Origin of the sequence: Algibacter sp. L4_22 (genome assembly GCF_023473045.1) — a bacterium.
Taxonomy (GTDB): domain Bacteria; phylum Bacteroidota; class Bacteroidia; order Flavobacteriales; family Flavobacteriaceae; genus Algibacter.
Map to the genome: position 1 here is coordinate 386,966 of NZ_JAMCOK010000003.1, position 22,667 is coordinate 409,632.

A 22,667-nucleotide genomic window follows, 5' to 3' on the forward strand; every position below is an offset into this window, starting at 1 on the left:
TTTTAAATCTACCACTTATAATCTTTACCCTCTCTACTCAATCTCCACGATTCTTTCACTTCTTCCAACCCAGTCATCATTGTTTTCAATAATTCTGGTTTTTTGGCAGCTAAATCATGAGTCTCGCCAGGATCTTTCTTTAAATTGAAAAGCATCATTTCTTTTCCTTTATTCGGAATACAAATCTTGTAATCCCCACTTATATATGCATATAACTCAGTCCCATTATACAAACGTTGATAGCCTGAAGCTATTGGTACTGTTCTTTCTTCAAAATTACTGTTTAAAACCACAGACTTTAAGCTAACGCCATCTAATGGAATCTTCTTGTTTGGAGAAATGTTTAGGATATCTAATATTGTTGGTAAGTAATCGACGGTTGAAGACTGGTAGTTTGAAACTTGATCTGCTTTAATATGTTCTGGCCATACTACTAACGATGGCACACGTAAACCACCTTCCCACATTTGGTGTTTATGCCCTCTAAAAGGACCAGCAGATGCAATTCCTTTTTTAGTCAACGGATCGGCTGGGCCGTTATCGCTACAGAAAAAGATAATGGTATTATCATCGACTTTATGTTTCTTTAAAAAATCATTTAACCGACCTATTTGTTCATCCATGGCAGTAATTGCACCATAATAATGTTTTTGACCAATTGGTAAATCAGGATATTTAGCTAAATATTCTGGACCTGCCACTACAGGCTCATGCGGTGTATGAAACCAAATGGTAGCAAAAAAAGGTTTTTCATCTAAAATTGATTTTTCTATAAAAGGAATCGCTCTATCCATAATAATACGACTGTCATCACCATCTAAATTTTCTGTTACAGGTTTTCCGTTTTGCACATAAATTGATCCTCCCCAAGAACCATCATCCATTGATCCCCAGCTGTTCCAACGTTCAGGAGTTTTTGTAGGATCCCATGTTGGCACGGCACTTTTTGTAGCAAAAGTTTCATCGTAGCCATGATGCCATGGAGGTGAGTACATGCCTCTAGACTCTACTTTGTCTGGTTCTACCCAACCTAAATGCCATTTCCCAAAAAAACCTGTAGAATAATCTACTTTTTTTAATACTTCAGCAATTGTGGTTTCGGCTGGTCTCATACCTCCTGTATGCGCTGCAAAAACACCTTGACGAAATGGGCTTCTACCCGTTAAAACACTAGCTCTAGTTGGTGAACATAATGGTGCCGCGGCATAAAAACGGGTAAACTTGATACCATCTTTAGACATCTTATCCAAATACGGTGTTATCACTTTATCATTTCCATTAAAACCGACATCACCGTAACCAAGATCATCCGCCATAATAAGTATTATGTTTGGTTTTTTAGGCTTCAAATTATCCTGTGAATAACAATTACTAATTATAAAGCTAAAACTAGTAAATAATGCTAATTGATAAAAAAAATGAGTTCTCATATATTATTTTTTCTTTTATTCATAAAGGCTACAGCTACAAGCAAATAAATTTCTACTAGTCTAACAATCATCTTATTATTCTAATCAAACACAATTGGATCAACATATTCCTTTTTTCTAATATATAACCAAAGCCTGTTATTTTCTAAATTGCCATAATCTGAATAACCTATAGATTCCTGTCTAACAACCTCAAAAATAGTTGCTCCAACATCAATAGGATAAATGTAATTATTTTTTACTCAATATTCTGAGAATCTATCATCAAAAGACTCGAAGTAATTGAACACTAAATCGATAATTGAACAAAGTATAACGAATACAAAATCTAGTGAAGATATTTTAGCGAATACCGATGCCTCCGAGGTATTCAAAAAATGAATACAATAACTATTCCTATGGATTTTATTAAAGAGAATTTAAAGTTCAGATACGGAACTCATTGAAATTCAAAACAAGATTAAACTAAAAACAATAATAAATAATTAAGTACGAACTTATTCTGATTTATAAGATTTTTCTATTAAAAATAAATAACTTCGCTTTGCGTATTGGTATGAAAAATTGAAATTATAACAAACTTATATGAATGAAATTTGGATTGAAAAGAATAATTCAATCTCTAATTCTAATGGAAACAAAACTTATGTATCTAGAAGTTTATGCAATTGATAAGAAAAAAAAATCAGAAAAGTAAACATTTAAGATCTTGAAAATTAAAAAAAGATAGGAAAACAAACTTTTATCGAAACTTATTCTTCTGCAAACAACGAAGAAAATCTAACCGAATATTTAAGAGAAAAATTTTCTACGGAAGCACTTAAGACTGAACTGAATGATAAAAATTCTGAATTTTATTTTAATGAATTTAACGAATAAGCAAATGGATATTTAAAAGTAAACACAAGACAAAACCTTTTCGAAAAAGTAATAAAATTAGCGAAAGAGAAAAATGTGGGATTTGTTTGGTTATCCGTTTGGGAGCAAAACCCAAGAGCAATTCGGTTTTATCAAAAAAAATGGATTTGTGCTATTTGACAAGCATATTTTAAAACTTAGCAATGATGAACAATATGATATTATGATAAAATTAGAACTCAATAAAGAAGAACAAGTAGCTAACGCTAACATAGTATAACAATAATAAAAACTCTTTACCAAAGAATAAAATGAAAAACACATTAATAACATTTTTGCTTTTATGTCCAATATTTTTATGGGCCGATCCATGGGACAATTTAACCTTACAGCAAGCCAATCAAGTTTGTGAATTTTTAAAAACAGATCCATATATTCTGGATTATTGCGATTGCTGTGACTATGAAGGTGAATATGCCACAAAAATCTACCTAATGAAAGTGAAATCGACAGAAATTATTACTTGCGACTGGAATTCGGAATACTATAGTGTAAGAACAGATGTTGATGTTTTGGCTGAAATTCCATATGTAAAAGAGGGACCCGACATTAATTCTGCCCATCGATACAAATCAAAACAAGAGCTAATAATAACCATGAATTATACATGGGCATACAACAAACAAAAAGAAAAGGCTGCGCCCATATACACAATTACTCCCTATGATATCTACGGAGAAAGTAACCCCAACTCTGGTTATTGTAGAGCGTTTATAAATTTCCCAAATCCAAAATATATAAAAAATAGAAAATATAAAAAGTGGTATAATAAAAGATTTTAAATTTAAGAAACACGATTGTTAACGCTTTATATATTAAACACAACATTTTTGATCTAATACAAACTCAAAAGCCTATAAACTTCTTACTTAACATAAACGAACCATTAACGAACACCCTAAACCCAGCAATAACTAGTATTAGGGATTGAACGGTTTGTTTGAAATCCTGTTTGTTTTTCCTTAAAAAAAATAAACAGATTGAGTAGGGAGATATTTATATTCATGAGTTCCTTAATTTAAAATAGAAACCCACGAATAAAGCCCACACCTTTTGGGTAACGCCCAAGTTCTAATTGGCTACTTCACTAATAAATTTAATTCGGTATAATCGTAGTTCATCATCGTCGTAATCACCATCGAATTCCTCTATGGCATCTGTAATACTATCGGTATTCGACTCCATGAAATACTCGTGAATTTCTTCTTGTTGATCTTCGTCGAGAATATCATCTATCCAGTAAGTGATATTCAATTTAGTTCCCGAATACACAATGGCTTCCATTTCTTTAATGAAATCGCCCATAGACATACCTTTGGATGATGCAATATCATCTAGTGGTAATTTTCTATCAACATTTTGAATAATATATAGCTTGTTTGCAGAATTACTTCCTGTAGATTTTACAACTAAATCGTCGGGACGCGTGATGTCGTTATCTTCTACATATTGCGCTATAAGCGCCACGAAATCCTTACCATATTTTTTAGCTTTCCCATCTCCTACACCGTGTACATTACCAAGTTCTACAATGGTTACAGGGTATTTAAGCGCCATATCTTCTAGCGATGGATCTTGAAAAACCACAAATGGTGGCACGCCGAGTTTTTTGGCATTCTTTTTTCGTAAATCTTTAAGCATACGCATTAAAACGGCATCGGCAACGGCATTTGCGCCTTTTGCAGCTGTAATTATAGAACCATCTTCTTGTGCGCCATCAAAAATATGATCTTCCGTCATCATGAAAGATACTGGGTTTTGTATAAAATCACGACCAGAATCTTTTAATTTTATAACGCCATAGGTTTCAATATCCTTTTTAAGAAATCCAGCAACTAATACTTGGCGTAAAAGTGCCATCCAATATTTGGTATCTTTCTCTTTTCCTTTTCCAAAAAAGACTTGCTCATTAGTTTTATGAGAATTTATAAGTGCGTTTTCTTTGCCCGTAAGTACGTTTACTAAATCTTTAGATTTGTACTTTTCGTTTGTATTAGAAATGGTTTCTAGTAATAATTTAACTTGTTCCTTAGCTTCACCTTTCTTTTTAGGATGTCTAACGTTATCATCCATTTCGCCTCCATCGCCTGTCTCGTTATCAAATTCTTCACCAAAATAATGAAGAATAAATTTACGCCGTGACATAGATGTTTCTGCGAAAGCAACCACTTCTTGCAATAAGGCATGACCAATTTCTTGCTCTGCCACAGGTTTGCCAGACATAAATTTTTCTAGCTTTTCAATATCTTTATAAGCGTAATAAGCCAAACAATGTCCTTCGCCACCATCTCTACCTGCTCTACCTGTTTCTTGGTAATAACTTTCTATACTTTTTGGAATATCGTGATGGATTACAAAACGCACATCGGGTTTATCTATCCCCATTCCAAAAGCAATAGTGGCTACAATAACATCGCAATCTTCCATTAAGAATTTGTCTTGATGGCTAGATCTTGTTTTAGCATCTAAACCTGCGTGATACGGTAAAGCATTTACACCGTTTACTTGCAGTACTTGGGCTAACTCTTCTACGCGCTTGCGACTTAAACAATATATAATTCCAGATTTACCATCGTTTTGTTTTACAAAACGAATAATATCGGCATCTACATTTTTAGTTTTTGAGCGTACCTCGTAATATAAATTTGGCCTATTAAAGGATGCTTTAAAAGTTGTTGCTCCAGAAATCCCTAAGTTTTTAATAATATCTTCTTGAACTTTTGGAGTTGCTGTTGCGGTTAGGCCAATAATTGGAATATTATCACCAATACGGCCTATTATATGTCTTAAGTTTCTGTATTCTGGTCTAAAATCATGTCCCCACTCACTTATACAGTGTGCCTCATCTACGGCCATGAACGATATTTTTACAGTACGTAAAAACTCAACATTTTCCTCTTTTGTTAACGATTCTGGGGCTACATATAGTAATTTAGTTACACCATTTACGATATCTTCCTTTACGCGTTTAACTTCGGTTTTATTTAAAGATGAATTTAAAACGTGTGCAACGCCTTCCTCATCCGAAATCCCTCGAATAGCATCCACTTGGTTTTTCATTAATGCAATTAAAGGAGATACAATTATTGCTGTTCCCTCTTGCATTAATGCAGGCAATTGGTAACATAGCGATTTACCTCCACCCGTTGGCATAATCACAAATGTGTGATTACCTGTAATAATACTTGTTACTACATCTTCTTGTAGGCCTTTGAATTTATTGAATCCAAAATATTTTTTTAAGGCACTATGTATTTCTTTTTTAACTGTCAACATGAATTGTATGAATTATTTTTCACCTGTAAAGAGTAAACACACAAAGCCTATTAATTGCTATCAATTTCATTGTGTATTTAGAGAGTCTCAATCTTTTTTTCGTTAGTTTTGCAACGAAAAAACAAGTAAAAAATAAAATTAATTTAATTATCAAGTTTAAAGATAATAAAATCTTTAATGCTTCAACCATAAAAAATAATAAATTTTGAGTACAGAAAATTCTATTATTGAAACTGCTAAGCAAACAATTGAAATGGAAAGCAAAGCCATTTTAAACTTATCTAGCTTAGTAACAAAAGATTTTGCAGCTGCTGTAAATCTAATTTATAACTCCAAAGGACGTGTTATTATTACAGGTATTGGTAAAAGTGCCATTATTGGAAATAAAATTGTTGCTACTTTAAACTCCACCGGAACTCCTGCTATTTTCATGCATGCTGCCGATGCCATACACGGTGATTTGGGTTTGATTTTAAACGATGATGTGGTAATCTGTTTATCAAAAAGTGGTAACACTCCAGAAATTAAAGTGATAATTCCATTAATAAAACGTGCTAATAATAAAATGATTGCCATAACAGGAAATGTAAATTCCTTTTTAGCGCAACATGCTGATTATGTTTTAAATGCATACGTTGAAAAAGAAGCATGCCCAAACAATTTAGCTCCAACAACAAGTACTACAGCACAATTAGTAATTGGTGATGCTCTTGCAGTTTGCTTATTAAACTTACGCGGATTTTCGAGTACAGATTTCGCAAAATACCACCCAGGTGGCGCACTTGGTAAAAAACTATATTTAAGGGTTGAAGATATCTCTTCTACCAACGAAAAACCTGCAGTAAATGGCGATGCTAGCATCAAAGAGGTTATTGTAGAAATTACAGCAAAAATGCTTGGTGTAACCGCCGTTGTAGAAAACAACGAAATTATTGGTATAATTACAGACGGTGATTTACGTAGAATGTTAACTAAGGTTGACGATTTCTCTAAACTAATTGCTAAAGATATTATGGGTGCCAACCCTAAACGCATACAGTCTAACGCTATGGCCATAGAAGCTTTAGAGGTTATGGAAGCTAACGATATTTCTCAGCTTTTAGTTGAAGAAAACGGAAAGTATGCAGGCGTGGTTCACTTACACGATTTAATTAAAGAAGGCATTATATAATGGCGAAGAAGGATATTAATGAGATGTCTTTTTTAGACCATCTTGAGGATTTACGTTGGCACTTAATTAGAATTTGCTCGGCCGTAATGATTGTGGCAACGTTAGCATATATTTTTAGTCGTTTTATTTTCGACGAAATTATTTTCGCGCCACTACATATGGATTTCCCTACATACGATTTTCTATGTAAAGCAGCACAATTCCTAGGTGTAACTACCACATTTTGCGCCGATAAAATCCCTCTAATATTACAAAACCGGACCATGGCTGGGCAGTTTTCTGCCGATATTTGGACTGCTATTTTGGGTGGTTTCATAATTTCGTTCCCTTACGTTATTTACCAATTGTGGAGTTTTATTAGTCCAGGTTTACATAGTAAAGAACGTAAACATTCACGTGGTTTTATCATTATTTGCTCACTCTTATTCTTTTTAGGTGTGCTTTTTGGCTACTATATTATTACACCACTATCTATTAACTTTTTGGCAAATTATAGTATTTCCGCCATGGTGGATAACCAAATTGATATTAGCTCATATATCGCTTTAGTTCGTGCTTCGGCATTAGCGTCTGGCCTAATTTTCGAATTACCAATCATCATTTATTTTTTAACCAAAATAGGTTTGGTTACTCCAGAGTTCTTGAAAAAATATCGAAAATATGCTATGGTAATCGTATTAATTCTGTCGGCCATAATTACACCTCCAGATATTGCTAGTCAAGTTATTGTGGCTATTCCTATTATAATTTTATATCAAGTAAGTATTACTATTTCTAAAATAGTGATTAGAAATCAAAAACGAAAAGAGAAAAAAAATGTCAGAGTCAGTTAAAGAATTCAACGATTACCGTTCCAAAATGAACGATAAAATTTTAGGTGATAATAATAAGATTATAAAACGCATTTTTAACTTAGATACTAACGCTTTCGCGGAAGGAGCTCTCGATGTTAAAACCAAAGAATTACTTGGCTTGGTAGCTTCGGCTGTTCTACGCTGCGACGATTGCGTGAAATACCACCTAGAAACCAGTTATAAAATTGGGTTAAAAAAAGAAGAAGTTGTAGAAGCTTTGGGTATTGCAACACTAGTTGGCGGAACTATTGTAATTCCGCATTTACGAAGAGCTTATGAGTTTTGGGATGCTTTAGAAGAAGATAGCAAAACCCAATAAAAACATAAAAAACCAACAACTGTTAAAAAAGTGTATATGATTTCACTATTTTTAACGTTCATTATAAAGATATGATTTTAAAAGCCGAAAATTTAATGAAGTCCTACAGCGGACGAAAAGTTGTAAAAGATATTTCTCTTGAAGTTAATCAAGGTGAAATTGTTGGACTTTTAGGCCCTAATGGTGCCGGAAAAACAACTTCTTTTTACATGATTGTAGGTTTGGTAAAACCTAACGGCGGACATATTTTTCTTGATAATAAAGAAATTACCAACTACCCGATGTACAAACGTGCACAGCATGGTATTGGTTATTTAGCACAAGAAGCTTCGGTTTTTAGAAAATTAAGTATTGAAGATAATATTTTAAGTGTGTTGCAACTTACTAAACTGAGTAAAAAAGAGCAAGTATACAAAATGGAATCGCTTATTGAAGAGTTTGGTTTAGGACATATTAGAAAATCTCGAGGCGATTTATTATCTGGTGGAGAACGTCGAAGAACAGAAATTGCTCGTGCTCTTGCAACCGACCCTAGTTTTATTTTATTAGATGAACCTTTTGCAGGTGTAGATCCTGTGGCTGTTGAGGATATTCAACGTATTGTAGCACAACTTACCAAAAAAAATATTGGAATCTTAATTACCGATCATAACGTACAAGAAACCCTTGCCATTACCGATAGAACATACTTAATGTTTGAAGGTAGTATTTTAAAAGCCGGTGAACCCGAAGAACTTGCTAGTGACGAAATGGTGCGTAAGGTATATTTAGGTCAGAATTTCGAGTTACGTAAAAAGAAAATTCGTGATTAAAGCTTAACTACTTTTTCATTATTCCATGTTTTTTTTGTCATTCCGCGTTTAATGCGGAATCCACTCTTTTTAAAATGACGCTTTCCGAAGTTTACTTTTATATGCTTATTATATTTATTCAGTTATTCACACTGTTAATTATAACAACATCGGAAGATTTAAAACAAAACAAACGTTACATAACGTATTTAAAAATTACGCTGATACTTGTTTTTTCTGGTATTATTATGGAGCTATTGGACTGGAACCACTTATGCCCTTTTCAATGTATTCTTCTAACCTCCTCTCCATTTATCACTTTAAATTTAGCAAAAGGAACTACTTGTCTTTTTAAAAAACTATTTAAAAAAGAACCTTTTCAAACCATTCGCAGAAAATTAAGTGATGGTATTTGGGTAGATAATAAAGGGGACATTAAACAAATTGATTATTATATTTTTTATTCATTTGTTTTATCAGCATTACCACTCATTATAATTGTTGGTTTATTTATAATTCTCAACAACACGATGTGTTAATTTATTTCATATTAAAAAATTAATCTATTTCATTAGAGAACCATTCACTTTAGGTTTTATGGTTTCGAACTCCCCATTTATAATTATACCTAAAATATTTTCTTTTATACAAACCAGACCTATTTTAAAATACATTTGGAAAGTTTAAAAATTATTTCATATCTTTATGATATCAAAATAATATCATTTTAAACTTAACATATCAATCATGAAAGAAGAAAAAATTATTGTTCCTGCAAACGGTTATCTTATTCTATTTTTAACGGCTCTTCTTTTTTGCGGAAGTATATTTCTAGCTATTTTCACAAAAGAATCTTCTTTTTTCACCATAACACTTACCGTCTTTTTCTTTATTCCAGGATTTTTAATGGTGCAACCAAACAACGCAAGAGTATTATTGCTCTTCGGAAAATATGTGGGAACCGTTAAAAAGAATGGTCTGTTTTGGGTATTACCTTTTTATACTAAGAAGAAAATTTCCTTACGTGCTAGAAATTTTGATAGTGAGCGTTTAAAAGTAAACGACAAACTAGGTAACCCAATTATGATTAGCACCATTTTAGTTTGGCGCGTAAAAGACACATATAAAGCTGCTTTTGACGTGGACGATTTTGAAAATTTTGTACGTGTACAAACCGATGCTGCTGTTAGAAAACTTGCAAGTATGTATCCGTATGATAATTTTGCAGATGAAGGTTTAACCGAAGACATTACACTAAGATCGAGCGTGAATGAAGTTAGCGAAGCTTTAGAAAAGGAAATAGAAGAACGCTTATCTATTGCAGGAATTGAAGTTTTAGAGGCTAGAATTGGTTATTTAGCCTATGCGCAAGAAATTGCAAATGCTATGCTAAAACGCCAACAAGCCACAGCTATTGTTGCCGCCAGACATAAAATTGTTGAAGGTGCCGTTAGCATGGTTGAAATGGCTCTTGCAGAATTAGGTAAAAAACAAATTGTAGATTTAGATGAGGATCGCAAAGCCGCCATGGTTAGTAACTTAATGGTGATACTTTGTGGTGATAAGGATGCCTCTCCCGTGTTGAACACAGGAACTTTAAATCAATAAAAAATGCGTGTTTTTAAGGAAGAACAACGGTTTACACAAACTTGGATTATTACGCTACTAACCATTCAAGCTGTTATTGCAATAATCTTTGTTTCTAATGAGTTTTTAAAATCAAGAAACAGAGATATCACAGAATACTTCGGAACGTTAGCCATCATTTTAGCTGCCACCGGATTAATATTCCTATTTAAACTTAGAACCCGAATTGACGAGGTTGGTATACATTATCAGTTTTTTCCTTTTCATTTAAAATTGAAAACCATATTTTGGCGAGATATTGAAACTGCAAAAACTCGAAATTATAATGCTTTTTCAGAATATGGCGGCTATGGCGTAAAAGGTACTTTCTTTGGAAAAAAAATTAGAGGTATCGCTATAAATGTTAGTGGAAACACTGGCATTCAGCTCAAGCTTAAAAATGGTAAAAAGATATTAATTGGTACTTTAAAGAAAAACGATGCCAACACTGTTATAAACAGATATTTTAATAAAAATTAATTATGGCTAAAAAAAAGGCTTTTGCATTACGTATTAATGAGGATATGCTGAAGGCTATTGAGAAATGGGCTGCGGATGAGTTCCGCAGCACTAATGGACAGTTGGAATGGATGCTTAATGAAAGTTTAAAAAAAGCTAAGCGCAACCCAAAACCTAAAAATAATTCCTCGGATTAATTATCCTTTTCTTCTTTCTAATAATACCATCATCATTAAACCTAAAACAATGCGGTATTCATCATCTGCATCAATAGTTTCCAATTTAGATACACTAAATTTTCTTCCAAAAAACGAACCTTCTTTTTTAAGTTTAACTATTGGTTTTTTATTCAAATCAAGCACACTATAACTCGGATTGAAAAAATAACCAGTAAAAAGGCCGAGAATAGGAATTTCCCCAAACATAGAATCAAACACCTTTATCCAAGCATTATCCTCACGAATATGGTATTGCAATTTCTGATTTTGATCTATAAGTTCATATTCAGCTTTCCAAATGGATCTCCATCCTTTTCTTGCTATTTTACCAAGTTCTGTACCCTTTTTATCTTTCATACTGTAGGCAGCAGAAAAATCGATCCAACGATCGGCATTAATTCTATAATTTACTTCAGTCTTATTTTCATTGTCATAAATAAGAATATCTTCTTTAAGCTTAAACATTTTTTGTTTTACATAGGCAACTGTAGATCCCGAAGCATCTGTAGCTACAAAATCGTTTGCAAACGTTGAAATGTTAAACTTAAAATTTAAAGGAAATGTTATATTTTTCATCTAGATAAATTATTTGTTCTTTGATGCTTGTTCTTTTAATAATTTCTTTTGATAACGCCCTTGTACTACATCTACAATAACCAAAACGGCTAATACAAAATAGAAAGTGGTTTTACTCATTGGTTCAATATTTTCACCAAATATATTAATGTGTGCTAAATGACCTCCCTCGGTAACTAACATAATCCCAACTATAAACAGAATAAACAAACCAAGCACTTCGTACATACGATTTTTTGCCAAAAATGAAGAAATTTTATCGGCCATAACGAGCATTAACAATCCGCTTACCACAATAGCAATTGCCATTATAATAAATGCTGTTGTACTACTCTCTAAATGACTAGTAAGCCCAATTGCTGCCAAAATAGAATCGAATGAAAACACTAAATTCATAATTACAATACTCGTAATTACGGCGTTGGCAGATTTTAAACGTTTACCACCTCCTTCTACATTATGCGTTAAATCGTGATTAGAAATCATATGCCAAATTTCCTTTATTGCCGTATAAATTATGAATCCGCCACCGACTAAAACAATAATACTGTGACCATTAAATGCAAAATGAAGAATATCTGCTATACCGCCTGTTAAGAATGAAAACGGTTCTTTAAAAAACCCAATAATTGAAACTAATACAAATAAAAGTACGATTCTTAAAACAATGGCAATTAAAATCCCCACTTTACGAACACGTTTTTGTTCTGTTTCTGGGGCTTTTTTACTTTCTAAAGAAATGTATAATAAGTTATCGAATCCTAAAACGGCTTGTAAAAGAATTAGCATTAATAGCGTGAAAATGTTTTCTAACATTGGTAAATTATTTGGAGTTTAAATTATCTAAAACAGACAAAATTATATAAAGTATTATTATTAATGGTATAGCTGCAAATTGTAAAACAATTAAAAGTACCACGCACAAAATTAGAAAAACATAGCGCACTACATTATCCTTAAAACCATAGTTTTTAAATTTTAAGGCGAAAAGTTTTATGTTAGCATTTAATATGTAGCAACTAAGTAAAGTAAGCGCGATTAAAAACCACTTATTTAAAATAATAGAATTTATAATATCGTTATTCTGAAATTCAAGAATAAGAGGTAATGATAGAATTAATAACGCATTTGCTGGCGTTGGCAAGCCTTTAAAGTACGTTTGTTGATCTTCATCTATATTAAATTTAGCTAATCGATATGCCGATGCTAAAGTAATTAATAAGCCCATTAGTGGCAGGACTTGTAAGTTAGTCCCAATCCAACTGGAATGTTCTTGCCAATGCGAAGCTTCAGAGTAATCTACAAAATTACCACTTGCTAATAATAACAGCTTATACATAATAATTCCCGGTACCAAGCCACTAGTTACCATATCTGCCAATGAATCTAACTGCAAACCTAACGGACTAGAAACGTTTAACTTTCTAGCTGCAAAACCATCAAAAAAATCAAAAAATATACCTAAGAACACAAATAATGCCGCCGCAACAAAATCATCATTTACTGCTAAAATAACGGCTATACAGCCACTTAACAAATTTAAAAGGGTAATAGCATTAGGAATGTGTTTCTTCATATTTAATGATTTAATTTTGTAAAAATAGCAAACAATTTTCGTCTAAAACAATATCTATAGTAAATTCAAGTTTTATAGTCTTAAATAATACGCCATTTGGCATTAAATAAGTTGAAGTTTCAATTTGAAATTTTATGATTAAATAGCTATTATGTGCATCTTTGTAAAAAATTTTCGATTGAAACTTAACTTTGCTACTTTATTCTTTGTAATCTCTATTTCGGTATTCGGCCAAACGGTTAGGAAATATTCGAACGAATTCATGAATATTGGCGTGGACGCAGCTGCTCTTGGTATGAGTAGCGCAGTAACTTCGCATTCTGCAGATGTTAATTCCGGGTATTGGAATCCTGCTGGGCTTTTAAAATTAGAAGACAATCAGCTTTCATTAATGCATTCTAGCTATTTTGCAAATATTGCAAATTACGATTATGCTGCTTTTGCTATGCCTTTAGATGATAGAAGTGCTATTGGAATCTCCCTAATTCGTTTTGCTGTTGATGATATTTTGAACACTACACAACTTATAGACGATCAAGGAAATATTAATTACGATAGGATTAGTTTATTTTCCACGGCCGATTATGGTTTAACATTCTCGTACGCAAGAGCATTACCTGTACAAGGTTTAAATTACGGAATAAATGCCAAAGTTATTCGCCGTATTATTGGTGACTTTGCGTCTTCTTGGGGTTTTGGTTTCGATTTAGGTATTCAGTTTGAAACAGATAACGATTGGAAGTTTGGTATTATGGCTCGTGATATCACCACAACTTTTAATGCTTGGGCCATTGATGAGGAAGAATTTGCAACTGTACAAGATGCTGTTGAAGGACAAAACCAAGAACTACCTGAAACTACCGAAATTACCATTCCTAAAATACAAATAGGAATTTCTAAACTTGTTGATTTTAATTATGATTATACATTATTAACTGCTGTTAATTTAAACGTGAGGTTTGAAGAAAATAATGATCTTATTTCAACATCGGTTGCTAGTATTAACCCTGCTTTAGGTTTCGAATTTGGGTATATTGACATGGTTTATTTACGTGCCGGAATGGGCAATTTCCAAAATGAACTACAGCTTGATAACACAGAACAACTTAGCTTTCAACCTAGTTTTGGTGTTGGTTTTAAATATAATGGCATTCAAATAGATTACGCTTTTACCGATATTGGAGACCAAAGTGTGGCTCTATATTCTAATGTTTTTTCCTTAAAGATAGATTTAAGTGCCTTTAGATAATATTCAATGTTTATGAAAAAAATATTCTTTTTACTTCTTCTTTTATTTTCATTTGAAATCATACAAGCTCAAGATGTTTTACTATCTAACAATGCTGAAATAAGCGTGCTTACCGTAGGCCCAGGTACAGAATTAAACGATGCCTTTGGGCATAGTGGATTTAGAATAAAAGACACTTCTAGAGGTTTAGATGTAGTTTATGGCTATGGAGAATACGATTTTGACTCTCCTAATTTTTATTTGAAATTTGCTCAAGGAAAATTGAATTATTTAATTAGTAAAACTGAATTTAATCGATTTTATCAAGTTTATATTTATTATAACCGAAGTATAAAAGCACAAGTTTTAAATTTATCTCAAGCTGAAAAACAAAAACTTTACGACTTTTTAGTTAATAATTACAAACCTAAAAATAGAAGGTATTTGTACGAATTCTTTTTTGATAATTGTGCCACTAAAATTAAAGATGTTACCAATTTAGCGGTTAATAATACCATAACATTCAATAAACCAAAAGATTTTAAAGATGCAACTTTCAGAACTTTAATTTATGGTAAAGTAAACAAAAATTCTTGGGGCAGTTTTGGGATTGATTTGGCTTTAGGTTCTGTAATTGATAGGCAAGCAACACCCGAGGAACACATGTTTCTTCCAGAAAACATCTATAAATTCTTTGAAGTAGCAACTATAGGTAACGGAAACAAGCCTTTAGTAAAGCAAAACCATCTTTTGTATAATCGAAAAAAAATAATTAAGTCCGAATCATTTACTACAAGTCCTATTTTTGTTTTTAGCCTTATTGGTTTGTTCATCCTTTTTATAACGTTTAAAGACTACAAAAATAATACACGAAGTAATTGGATAGATGTTACGCTATTTATCACAACGGGACTTCTTGGCGTTCTTATTTTACTACTTTGGTTTGCTACGGACCATACAGGAACGCATCAAAATTACAATCTCCTTTGGGCTTTTGTTCTTAATATTTTTGTGATCGGACAACTTTTTAAGAAAACTCCTAGTGCATGGTTTGTGAAATACTTAAAGCTTTTAGTGATTCTATTGTGCTTGCTAACCTTGCATTGGCTTATTGGTGTTCAAGTATTCTCTATTGCATTAATACCGTTATTAGTAGCGCTATTTATTAGGTATGTGTTTTTGATAAAGTATTTTAATAGAAGTTAATACTTAATAAACAACGAGATCACACTTGTAAACACAATAAATTAAAACAGAAGAATCATTTATTGTCCCCTAAAGAAAATCATGGTACTTATTGTTTTTACAACAATATTAAGATCTAAGAAAAAACTACGGTGTTTTATATAATATAAATCGTATTGAAGTTTTAATAAGCTATCATCAACAGAGCTACCATACCTTATTTTTACTTGAGCCCAACCTGTAAGTCCTGGTTTTACAATATGTCGAGTTTCGTAAAAGGGCAATAAATCAGAAAGTTCTGCAACAAAACGAGGACGTTCTGGCCTAGGACCAATTAAACTCATTTCTCCTTTTAAAATATTTATAAACTGAGGGATTTCATCTAACCTAGAATGCCTTAGAAACTTACCAAACGGTGTAATTCTTATATCATTTTTCTGAGCCCAAACAGCACCATCTTTTTCAGCATTTTCAATCATACTTCTGTATTTTATAATCTGAAAAGGCCTACCATTTTTACCTATTCGCTTTTGTGTATAAAAAAGTGCTCCTCTATTTCCTATTAAATTTCCTACTAAAATTAAAGGAAGAAAAACTAAACTTATTAATAAACCAATGATTGAAATAGCAATATCAAACACTCTTCGGAAAAATAAATATAACTTATTATGATTGCTTCGGCTAAAGGGAAAATACTTGTAAAAATCTTTACCAACAAATTGTACAGGTACACGTTGAGTCATTTCCTCATAAGCCTGAGTATATTCCTTAATAGGAAAACCGTTTTCCAATAATGTTATTAAATCGCGATAAATACTCGGTGTTATGGTCTCGGAATTATAACTTGCTATAACAATTTCGGATATATTCTCTTGTTTGATAACTTGATGAATTTCCTTTGGACTAAATTCTTTCGCCCCATTAAATTTTATACTTTCACCTTTTTCCGTTTCACAATTAATAAAACCTACAATTTGATAATTAGGATCGGAATTTCTAAAAGCATCTACAATAGATTGAATACTCGAAATTTCCCCGACTATTAACGCTTTTTTATAAAACCGAGGAGACGTAATAAATGTAACATAAACCCATCGCCAAATGAATAATGCTGAGACTATAGAACAATAAAAATATAGTATTTGTAATCTATTATCAGGTAGAACAGGGGTTAAAATTGGAGTTAAAAAATAAAACAAAACGGTTGTAGAAGCTGTAAAAACAATATTTGCGAACGTTTTATCTATTTTACTAGATTTTTGCAAATCGTATAGTTCAAAAATAGTTCCGAATACGGATATATATAAAATGAGGATAAATACCCATTTCCAGTTCTCTTTGTTGATAATAAAATAATTGAAATCAAAAATATTACTAACCACATATAACACAACTAGCACAGATAGAATATCTATGATACGCAAAAGAACCTTGCGTTCTGAAATATCAAAATGTATACCGTTATTAAACATTTTTTTGCTAGTTTAGAAGTGTAAAGATATAAAAGTAAACAAGACAGCCCTTGTTTAACTCAAGAGATTACGCCATTGAAGTTTAACTTTTTCCCAATCATAGTCCTCTACTTTTTTCCTTGCTTCATTTGATATTTCATTAGCTTTTACGGGGTTAAAAGCTATTTCCTTTATGGCAGACAAAAATGCTTTAGTATTATTTGATTCAACTAGTATACCTTCCTTGTTATTTTTAATTAAAAAAGGCATCCCTCCAACATTTGTAGATATCACTGGCAAGCCTAATGCCATAGCTTCTATAACACTTACAGGCGCATTATCAATAGTTGTTGTGTTTATAAAAACATTGTAATCTTTAGCTTTTTTATGCCATTCCTGTTTTGATAATCGCCCAGTAAATTCAACTTCAATTTTTAATTTTTCTGCTAATAATTTGGACGCTTCCAAACTACCATCTTTTTCGGGGCCAATCATACATAACTTAACTTCGATATTTTCATCTTTTAAAGCTTTTAAAATTTTAATCGCTAATGATGGATTGTATATTTTAGAAAAAGACCGTACCCATAATAAGTTAACAGATTCATAGGTTCTTAGTTGAAATTTATAACCTCCAATCTTAATAGAATTTGGTATGAATACTAAATTATTAAAATTATTTGCTTCAAAATGCGACTTTAAGTATTGAGAAGGCGCTACATTCTTGTAAGCATGTTTAAATAAGGCTTGAGATAATCTAGGTGATTTCTTTAACCTTTTCGGTAATTCACCTCCATGTAAAATAGGAACATATTTTAATTTAAAGTAGTGGCATAATTGACTTACAGTATAAGCATAATAAAAATTTAACGTGCTATAGGTGTCTATTAACACATAATCGGTTGTTTTTCTATGTTTGAAAACAGCCCAAAGCATATCGAGAAACCGGAGAATCATGTTTGAATAGGTTGACGCATACGTTACATTGAAACCTAAGCTTGATAGCCCTTTTCCTAAGGTATCAATAGTAGATTCGGTTTTACCCTTTTCCGATAATTTGTTTCCTATGTACAGGATCTTTTTCATTTACAACTTGTAATAAACTTAATGCATATATAAATGCAGGTGCTGCAATACGCATGGCCGAATGGTTTATAGTGAGCAACCAAAATAGATAAAATGAATAAAAAAGTACATTACTTCTATTTCCCATTCTAAAAAATAGAGGAGCCAATAATAAAATTAAAAAAGCGAGAACTCCGAATAAACCATGTTCTGCAATAATACGACTTACTTCATTATGAGATGCTGCGTGAATTCCTGTTTTTTGAAATCTAATTTCTTTAGCTCTACCAACACCTATACCAAAAAAAGGATTATTTTTAAATTCTTCAAATTCAAATAAAAACAAATCGCCTCGCCCTGTAGTAACATCATCTTTCTCTTGGCCTACAGCATTTTGATTGGCATATCTTTTTTCAATAAAACCATTAGTTTGAATCGTTGAAAAACCCCAAGTTATAGTGGCTATTGTCATAAAAAGAAATACAGAAATCAACATTCCTCGTTTATCTTTTTTATTCATAGTTCTATATTGGATAAATATAAAAACAAAAATCATAAGAATAGCTGTTATGACCCCACCTCTACTAAACGTTACAATAGCTCTAAATGAAAACAAAAAAAGCAGTAATAAGTCCAAATACTTAAGCCATTTGGTTTTACTAAAATAGAAAAAGCGAACCGCAACTAAAAACAGACCTAAACCCAAAATGGTTGCCACTTGATTAGGACCAAAACCTCCAGAAGAAGCAAAATTAGATCCAGTACCAGTTGAAACTGCAGAGACATCAGGGTTATATAAAAAAATATAAACTAACGTACTTACAAGTGGATATATAGTAAAATTCACAATAGTCTCTAATTGTGATTTGCTTATTTTAACACCAAAACAAAACAAAGCAGATAAACCTAAACAAACAGGGCCACTTAAATTAAAAGCAATAGCTTTTCTTATATTGCTTCCAGTATCTAACAATTCTAAAGACACATATACACTGGGTATTAGCAAAATAAGATACAACAAATAGATTGTCGCTTTTTTATTAAAACCTCGATACATAAGCCCCATAACAACAAACATAATTACCAAATACTTGATCGCCTCATAAAATAAAATACCTCCAGACATTCTAAGAATAACCTCTGATCCTAAAACATAAGTGCATGCCTTTATTATTTCAATAGTTTTTAACTTTTGGGGAGCACTTATTATTTTTATAACAAAATAAATAACTATCCCGAATAAAAAAAGATTACCATACCCACGTAAGAGATATACAATGATACCTAACAAAATATGTAAGCCTAGTGTTTTTAAATAGGTGTTTTTCATTTGTTTTTTAAAGCATCTTTATAAATGGCAACAACTCTTTGGATATTTTTTTCTTCTGAAAAGTTTTTTTCTATATGATTTTTTAGAGCTTTTCCCATAAGAATAGCATCTTCCCTATTTCCAATAACTGATAAAAGCCCTGAATATAATTGTTTTTCGTTTTCCGACTTCACAAGAATTCCTAACGACTCATTCTTAATAACTTTAGAACAATCGCCCACATCAGTAGTAACTACAGTTAAACCAGCTAAACCATATTCTAATAAGGCCAAAGGTAAGCCTTCCGATTTTGAAGACAAAACGCCTATCTGTACCTGACTTAATATATTTGAGATATCTGGACAACTACCATATAAAAAGACATTTTTTGTAAGTTCTAATTTTTTTATGAGTTCTTTTAAGCTAACTGAATATTCATCATAATTATCTTTACCTACTAAGTGCAATGTCCAATCAGGATATAAATTTCTTATTTCATTAAATGTTTTGATCAAAAACCCATGATTTTTATCTGGTCTTAGGTTTGCTAAACATACTATTCTTTTTTCTTTTTCACCTTTAAGCAATGTAGCTTCTTCACCTAGGTTTTGTTGAGGATAATTTTGAACATAAGTTACCCTATTTACTATCAATTTTTTATTTGCCCATATCTTTAAATCATTACTAACTACTAAAACACTAGAAAAAAATAATGAACATATTTTTAAAATAAAAATATGGTTAAAGGAATCATTAACCCTGTTACCATAATGATCATGCCAAATCAATTTTAGTTTTGGATTTAAAATTTTAATAATTGTTCCCAAAAAAAATGACGACGAATGTGCATGAATAATATCAATTTTATTTTTTCTAATAAATTCATTTAAAAATTTGATTGCTTTAATATCAATGGTTGACTTCTTATTTAAAAACAAATAACCTGCAGTATTACTTAGACCAAACTTTAAAACACCTTCCGCTCTTGTTGCGCACAAATAACTACCATCCAAATAATTCACTAAACCATTTGCATAATTAACTGCAACGCGTTCTGCTCCTCCTGCTTCTAAGCTATCAATTAGTTGAAGTACTTTCATTTACGTAACTATTAATTTTTGAATTTCAGAATTAAGCAAATCTAAAGTATAATATTGCGACCATTCTGATGCTTGTATCGACATGTCTTTTAAACGATTTTTATTAGATAGTGTATCTTCAATCTTAACAAGAGCATCATTTATATTAGGTTCTATTAGAATCCCTCTATTCTCATTATCTAACATATTGGGAACACAAGATATTGCTGTTGCGATTGGTATAACACCAAAAAACATGGCTTCTGCTAAAGCTTTTGGCCAGCCTTCAGACTTTGAAGCTAATATTGTAAAGTGAGAAGTTTTTAAAGCCTTCTTAATAGTTTCACTAGTTTGGTTTCCGTGTAAAACGATGTAATTCCCTAAATTATTTTGGTCTATATATTGTTGTAGTTTAACTTTTAAAATACCATTACCAAATAATTTCAGATAACTCGGAATCCCTTTTTTAATTAATTCCTCAACAATTTGTATAGCTAACAATGGACGTTTTCCTTCAACTAAACTACCAACGAATGTAAAGTTTAAATCAGCCGAATAGTCTCTTAAATTAATCGCTTCTCTGTCTATATTTTTAAAAGTTGCCGTGAAAAATGATTTGATATTTTTAGTTTGATTTTCCCACTCACCATAAACCAAAGCAGTCATGTTTTTAGTCCAAGATGTATTTGAAAGTATTTTTTTTTGAAGGTTATAACTTAATGGTTGTTGTGCATTTGGATCCCAATTACCTGCATACTTAGCTGTTTTTATTTTCTTAGGAAAAAATAGCTGCACAAAACACCCTAATAAGCCAATGTTTCCTGGACATCTTAAATGAATATGGTCTGCACGACGACATGCTTGAAATAATCTTAATAGAATAAATGGTATGACCAATAATGACTTTAAACCACTACTGAAATTAATAAAAGCTACAGATGGTATGTGCGTGAATTTAATCTTGTTATGCCTATAAGCTATATCTATTTCTGAAATTGGAGTATCTTCTGCTATTGGAGCAACAATTTCAACCTCATCCACATGTTTTAACCACAAATTCATCTCACGTACATAAGGTGCATAGGCAAACCATTGCTGAACTTTTGGTTTATGAAAAACATGAGTAATAATTAAAAAGCGCATTATTTAATATTGGGTTTGTTAAATATAAGCGAAAACAGGCCAAAAACACGACCTAAAGTTTCTGTTAATGCTTTTTTTCGTTCCGAAGTCGTAATAATATTAGTCGCCCTAATTAAGGTTAACAATATCGACGTAGCATAAAACTTCAACTTAGCTTTTAATAAAGGACTAGAATATTTAACTCTCCAAACATACCAGCCATTTCTAATAACCATTTTCCCATAACTAAACTTGTTAGGTCTGCCTGAAGGCTCATGATGATGTGCTAATTGTGCTGCAGTATTAATATATAACATCCCTTGTTTAGCTATACGTAAAGAGAAATCGGCATCTTCATACAAACCGTAACCTTCAAAATATGTTGAAAAATTTAAGGTTTCAAATACCTCCTTTTTATAAGATGACACACCACCCATTATTTGTTCTACTGGATACACTTTACCCGAAGGGGGTAAAAAACTGACTGACCGCCCATTTGAAAAAGCAGGCATAAACCCTGGAGGCACATCAGGCAAAACTCCAAACAACCTCCTTATTTTAAAACGTAAAGGTTCTTTGCGTTGCCAACCATCATAATAAAAATAGTTTGTATCGTTTTCTGTAGTTTGTTTTTGCCAATCTATCTCATTAGTTATATAACCACCAACTGCTAATGCTTCTGGATGCGTTTTATATGTAGATAATAATTGTTCAAAATAATGAGGTTCTAAAACGACATCATCATCTAAAAAACAAACGATATCTATTGTATTTCCAACATGAGTAATTCCGAAATTACGTTGTTTTGTTAAACCTCTATTATCTGCTTCAACTTTATAATAACTTAGATTTTTAAACGCTTTGTCTTTTAAAATTATTTCGGTATCCCTATTTGTGGAACCATCAATAATTATGATGTCATTTGGATAAAGAGTTTGTTTGTTTACCGATTCCAAAAGCTTAATTATTGCTTTTGGACGCATATAAGTACAAATTAGTAGAGAAAAATTCATA

The 22,667-nt window shown here is 31.8% G+C and carries 23 protein-coding genes; 12 read left to right on the plus strand and 11 right to left on the minus strand.

Translation table 11 applies throughout. The features are described from left to right. Positions 1-8 precede the first annotated feature (8 nt). Positions 9-1,430 carry a sulfatase gene (locus M4I23_RS09785; RefSeq protein WP_262922253.1) on the minus strand — a complete coding sequence of 474 codons (1,422 nt, stop codon included), beginning with the start codon at positions 1,428-1,430 and terminating at the stop codon, positions 9-11. A gap of 954 nt (positions 1,431-2,384) precedes the next feature. Here M4I23_RS09785 and M4I23_RS19935 point away from each other — a divergent pair. Then, the gene (locus M4I23_RS19935; protein ID WP_368736180.1) at positions 2,385-2,468 is read left to right on the plus strand and encodes a hypothetical protein; all 84 of its coding nucleotides are present in this window, start codon (positions 2,385-2,387) and stop codon (positions 2,466-2,468) included. A 131-nt stretch (positions 2,469-2,599) separates the two neighbouring features. Continuing rightward, positions 2,600-3,130, plus strand: a complete 531-nt coding sequence (locus tag M4I23_RS09795) for a hypothetical protein (protein WP_249754267.1) — start codon at positions 2,600-2,602, stop codon at positions 3,128-3,130. 289 nt (positions 3,131-3,419) lie between these two features. Here the strand turns inward: M4I23_RS09795 and M4I23_RS09800 are convergent, their stop codons facing one another. Beyond that, positions 3,420-5,624, minus strand: coding sequence for an ATP-dependent DNA helicase RecQ (locus M4I23_RS09800; RefSeq protein ID WP_158844203.1), 2,205 nt, complete (start codon positions 5,622-5,624; stop codon positions 3,420-3,422). Between the two features lie 205 nt (positions 5,625-5,829). Between M4I23_RS09800 and M4I23_RS09805 the strand changes: the two genes are divergently transcribed. The 8 genes from M4I23_RS09805 (at position 5,830) to M4I23_RS09840 (ending at position 11,041) form a co-directional block, all read left to right on the plus strand. Continuing rightward, positions 5,830-6,795, plus strand: coding sequence for an SIS domain-containing protein (locus M4I23_RS09805; protein ID WP_199269897.1), 966 nt, complete (start codon positions 5,830-5,832; stop codon positions 6,793-6,795). Then, positions 6,795-7,628, plus strand: coding sequence for a twin-arginine translocase subunit TatC (tatC, locus tag M4I23_RS09810; RefSeq protein ID WP_158844205.1), 834 nt, complete (start codon positions 6,795-6,797; stop codon positions 7,626-7,628). Before M4I23_RS09805 ends, tatC begins: the two co-directional genes overlap by 1 nt. Further along, on the plus strand, positions 7,612-7,968 hold the full coding sequence (locus M4I23_RS09815) for a carboxymuconolactone decarboxylase family protein (protein ID WP_158844207.1): 357 nt from the start codon (positions 7,612-7,614) through the stop codon (positions 7,966-7,968). The genes tatC and M4I23_RS09815 overlap by 17 nt, the downstream gene beginning before the upstream one ends. Before the next feature lie 71 nt (positions 7,969-8,039). Then, the gene (gene lptB, locus M4I23_RS09820) at positions 8,040-8,780 is read left to right on the plus strand and encodes an LPS export ABC transporter ATP-binding protein (RefSeq protein ID WP_158844209.1); all 741 of its coding nucleotides are present in this window, start codon (positions 8,040-8,042) and stop codon (positions 8,778-8,780) included. 74 nt (positions 8,781-8,854) lie between these two features. Continuing rightward, positions 8,855-9,298, plus strand: a complete 444-nt coding sequence (locus tag M4I23_RS09825; RefSeq protein ID WP_249754268.1) for a hypothetical protein — start codon at positions 8,855-8,857, stop codon at positions 9,296-9,298. Between the two features lie 208 nt (positions 9,299-9,506). After that, positions 9,507-10,367: an SPFH domain-containing protein gene (locus M4I23_RS09830; protein ID WP_158844211.1), complete on the plus strand. Its 861-nt coding sequence runs from the start codon at positions 9,507-9,509 to the stop codon at positions 10,365-10,367. Between the two features lie 3 nt (positions 10,368-10,370). Beyond that, the gene (locus M4I23_RS09835) at positions 10,371-10,865 is read left to right on the plus strand and encodes a hypothetical protein (protein WP_249754269.1); all 495 of its coding nucleotides are present in this window, start codon (positions 10,371-10,373) and stop codon (positions 10,863-10,865) included. Positions 10,866-10,867: 2 nt separating this feature from the next. Then, positions 10,868-11,041, plus strand: coding sequence for an Arc family DNA-binding protein (locus M4I23_RS09840; protein WP_158844213.1), 174 nt, complete (start codon positions 10,868-10,870; stop codon positions 11,039-11,041). On the opposite strand, the gene M4I23_RS09845 is transcribed toward M4I23_RS09840, so the two are convergent. Genes M4I23_RS09845 through M4I23_RS09855 form a run of 3 tightly spaced genes read right to left on the minus strand, consistent with a single transcriptional unit; the run spans position 11,042 to position 13,214 of the window. Next, positions 11,042-11,638 (minus strand): hypothetical protein, encoded by a 597-nt coding sequence (locus tag M4I23_RS09845; protein WP_158844215.1) that lies wholly within the window; start codon positions 11,636-11,638, stop codon positions 11,042-11,044. Between the two features lie 9 nt (positions 11,639-11,647). After that, positions 11,648-12,454 (minus strand): TerC family protein, encoded by an 807-nt coding sequence (locus M4I23_RS09850; protein WP_158844217.1) that lies wholly within the window; start codon positions 12,452-12,454, stop codon positions 11,648-11,650. Between the two features lie 7 nt (positions 12,455-12,461). Beyond that, positions 12,462-13,214: a phosphatidylcholine/phosphatidylserine synthase gene (locus tag M4I23_RS09855; protein WP_249754270.1), complete on the minus strand. Its 753-nt coding sequence runs from the start codon at positions 13,212-13,214 to the stop codon at positions 12,462-12,464. Between the two features lie 262 nt (positions 13,215-13,476). Here M4I23_RS09855 and M4I23_RS09860 point away from each other — a divergent pair, with 262 nt between their 5' ends. Together M4I23_RS09860 and M4I23_RS09865 are read left to right on the plus strand one after the other, a co-directional pair. After that, positions 13,477-14,463, plus strand: coding sequence for a PorV/PorQ family protein (locus M4I23_RS09860; RefSeq protein ID WP_249754503.1), 987 nt, complete (start codon positions 13,477-13,479; stop codon positions 14,461-14,463). A gap of 12 nt (positions 14,464-14,475) precedes the next feature. Further along, complete coding sequence (locus M4I23_RS09865; protein ID WP_249754271.1) at positions 14,476-15,648, plus strand: DUF4105 domain-containing protein; 1,173 nt, start codon at positions 14,476-14,478, stop codon at positions 15,646-15,648. Positions 15,649-15,707: 59 nt separating this feature from the next. Here M4I23_RS09865 and M4I23_RS09870 read toward each other — a convergent pair whose 3' ends face one another. The 6 genes from M4I23_RS09870 to M4I23_RS09895 are packed head-to-tail and all read right to left on the minus strand — an operon-like array spanning position 15,708 to position 22,666. Beyond that, positions 15,708-17,099 carry a sugar transferase gene (locus M4I23_RS09870; protein WP_249754272.1) on the minus strand — a complete coding sequence of 464 codons (1,392 nt, stop codon included), beginning with the start codon at positions 17,097-17,099 and terminating at the stop codon, positions 15,708-15,710. A gap of 54 nt (positions 17,100-17,153) precedes the next feature. Then, complete coding sequence (locus M4I23_RS09875; protein WP_249754273.1) at positions 17,154-18,164, minus strand: glycosyltransferase family 4 protein; 1,011 nt, start codon at positions 18,162-18,164, stop codon at positions 17,154-17,156. Then, positions 18,118-19,473: an O-antigen ligase gene (locus M4I23_RS09880; RefSeq protein WP_249754274.1), complete on the minus strand. Its 1,356-nt coding sequence runs from the start codon at positions 19,471-19,473 to the stop codon at positions 18,118-18,120. Before M4I23_RS09880 ends, M4I23_RS09875 begins: the two co-directional genes overlap by 47 nt. Next, positions 19,470-20,552: a glycosyltransferase gene (locus M4I23_RS09885; protein WP_249754275.1), complete on the minus strand. Its 1,083-nt coding sequence runs from the start codon at positions 20,550-20,552 to the stop codon at positions 19,470-19,472. The genes M4I23_RS09880 and M4I23_RS09885 overlap by 4 nt, the downstream gene beginning before the upstream one ends. After that, on the minus strand, positions 20,553-21,674 hold the full coding sequence (locus tag M4I23_RS09890) for a glycosyltransferase (RefSeq protein ID WP_249754276.1): 1,122 nt from the start codon (positions 21,672-21,674) through the stop codon (positions 20,553-20,555). It abuts the gene before it with no gap. Next, positions 21,674-22,666, minus strand: coding sequence for a glycosyltransferase family 2 protein (locus M4I23_RS09895; RefSeq protein ID WP_249754277.1), 993 nt, complete (start codon positions 22,664-22,666; stop codon positions 21,674-21,676). The genes M4I23_RS09890 and M4I23_RS09895 overlap by 1 nt, the downstream gene beginning before the upstream one ends. Position 22,667 lies beyond the last annotated feature (1 nt).

Excerpts from the sequence above, each read along its gene's own strand:
- M4I23_RS09830 (WP_158844211.1), top strand. The coding sequence starts at position 9,507 with ATGAAAGAAGAAAAAATTATTGTTCCTGCAAACGGTTATCTTATTCTA.
- M4I23_RS09850 (WP_158844217.1), bottom strand. The coding sequence starts at position 12,454 with ATGTTAGAAAACATTTTCACGCTATTAATGCTAATTCTTTTACAAGCC.
- M4I23_RS09890 (WP_249754276.1), bottom strand. The coding sequence starts at position 21,674 with ATGCGCTTTTTAATTATTACTCATGTTTTTCATAAACCAAAAGTTCAG.
- M4I23_RS09870 (WP_249754272.1), bottom strand. The coding sequence starts at position 17,099 with ATGTTTAATAACGGTATACATTTTGATATTTCAGAACGCAAGGTTCTT.
- M4I23_RS09840 (WP_158844213.1), top strand. The coding sequence starts at position 10,868 with ATGGCTAAAAAAAAGGCTTTTGCATTACGTATTAATGAGGATATGCTG.
- tatC (WP_158844205.1), top strand. The coding sequence starts at position 6,795 with ATGGCGAAGAAGGATATTAATGAGATGTCTTTTTTAGACCATCTTGAG.
- M4I23_RS09815 (WP_158844207.1), top strand. The coding sequence starts at position 7,612 with ATGTCAGAGTCAGTTAAAGAATTCAACGATTACCGTTCCAAAATGAAC.
- M4I23_RS09785 (WP_262922253.1), bottom strand. The coding sequence starts at position 1,430 with ATGAGAACTCATTTTTTTTATCAATTAGCATTATTTACTAGTTTTAGC.
- M4I23_RS09825 (WP_249754268.1), top strand. The coding sequence starts at position 8,855 with ATGACGCTTTCCGAAGTTTACTTTTATATGCTTATTATATTTATTCAG.
- M4I23_RS09875 (WP_249754273.1), bottom strand. The coding sequence starts at position 18,164 with ATGAAAAAGATCCTGTACATAGGAAACAAATTATCGGAAAAGGGTAAA.
- M4I23_RS09835 (WP_249754269.1), top strand. The coding sequence starts at position 10,371 with ATGCGTGTTTTTAAGGAAGAACAACGGTTTACACAAACTTGGATTATT.
- lptB (WP_158844209.1), top strand. The coding sequence starts at position 8,040 with ATGATTTTAAAAGCCGAAAATTTAATGAAGTCCTACAGCGGACGAAAA.
- M4I23_RS09880 (WP_249754274.1), bottom strand. The coding sequence starts at position 19,473 with ATGAAAAACACCTATTTAAAAACACTAGGCTTACATATTTTGTTAGGT.
- M4I23_RS09865 (WP_249754271.1), top strand. The coding sequence starts at position 14,476 with ATGAAAAAAATATTCTTTTTACTTCTTCTTTTATTTTCATTTGAAATC.
- M4I23_RS09800 (WP_158844203.1), bottom strand. The coding sequence starts at position 5,624 with ATGTTGACAGTTAAAAAAGAAATACATAGTGCCTTAAAAAAATATTTT.
- M4I23_RS09885 (WP_249754275.1), bottom strand. The coding sequence starts at position 20,552 with ATGAAAGTACTTCAACTAATTGATAGCTTAGAAGCAGGAGGAGCAGAA.
- M4I23_RS09845 (WP_158844215.1), bottom strand. The coding sequence starts at position 11,638 with ATGAAAAATATAACATTTCCTTTAAATTTTAAGTTTAACATTTCAACG.
- M4I23_RS09795 (WP_249754267.1), top strand. The coding sequence starts at position 2,600 with ATGAAAAACACATTAATAACATTTTTGCTTTTATGTCCAATATTTTTA.
- M4I23_RS09895 (WP_249754277.1), bottom strand. The coding sequence starts at position 22,666 with ATGAATTTTTCTCTACTAATTTGTACTTATATGCGTCCAAAAGCAATA.
- M4I23_RS09860 (WP_249754503.1), top strand. The coding sequence starts at position 13,477 with ATGAATATTGGCGTGGACGCAGCTGCTCTTGGTATGAGTAGCGCAGTA.
- M4I23_RS09855 (WP_249754270.1), bottom strand. The coding sequence starts at position 13,214 with ATGAAGAAACACATTCCTAATGCTATTACCCTTTTAAATTTGTTAAGT.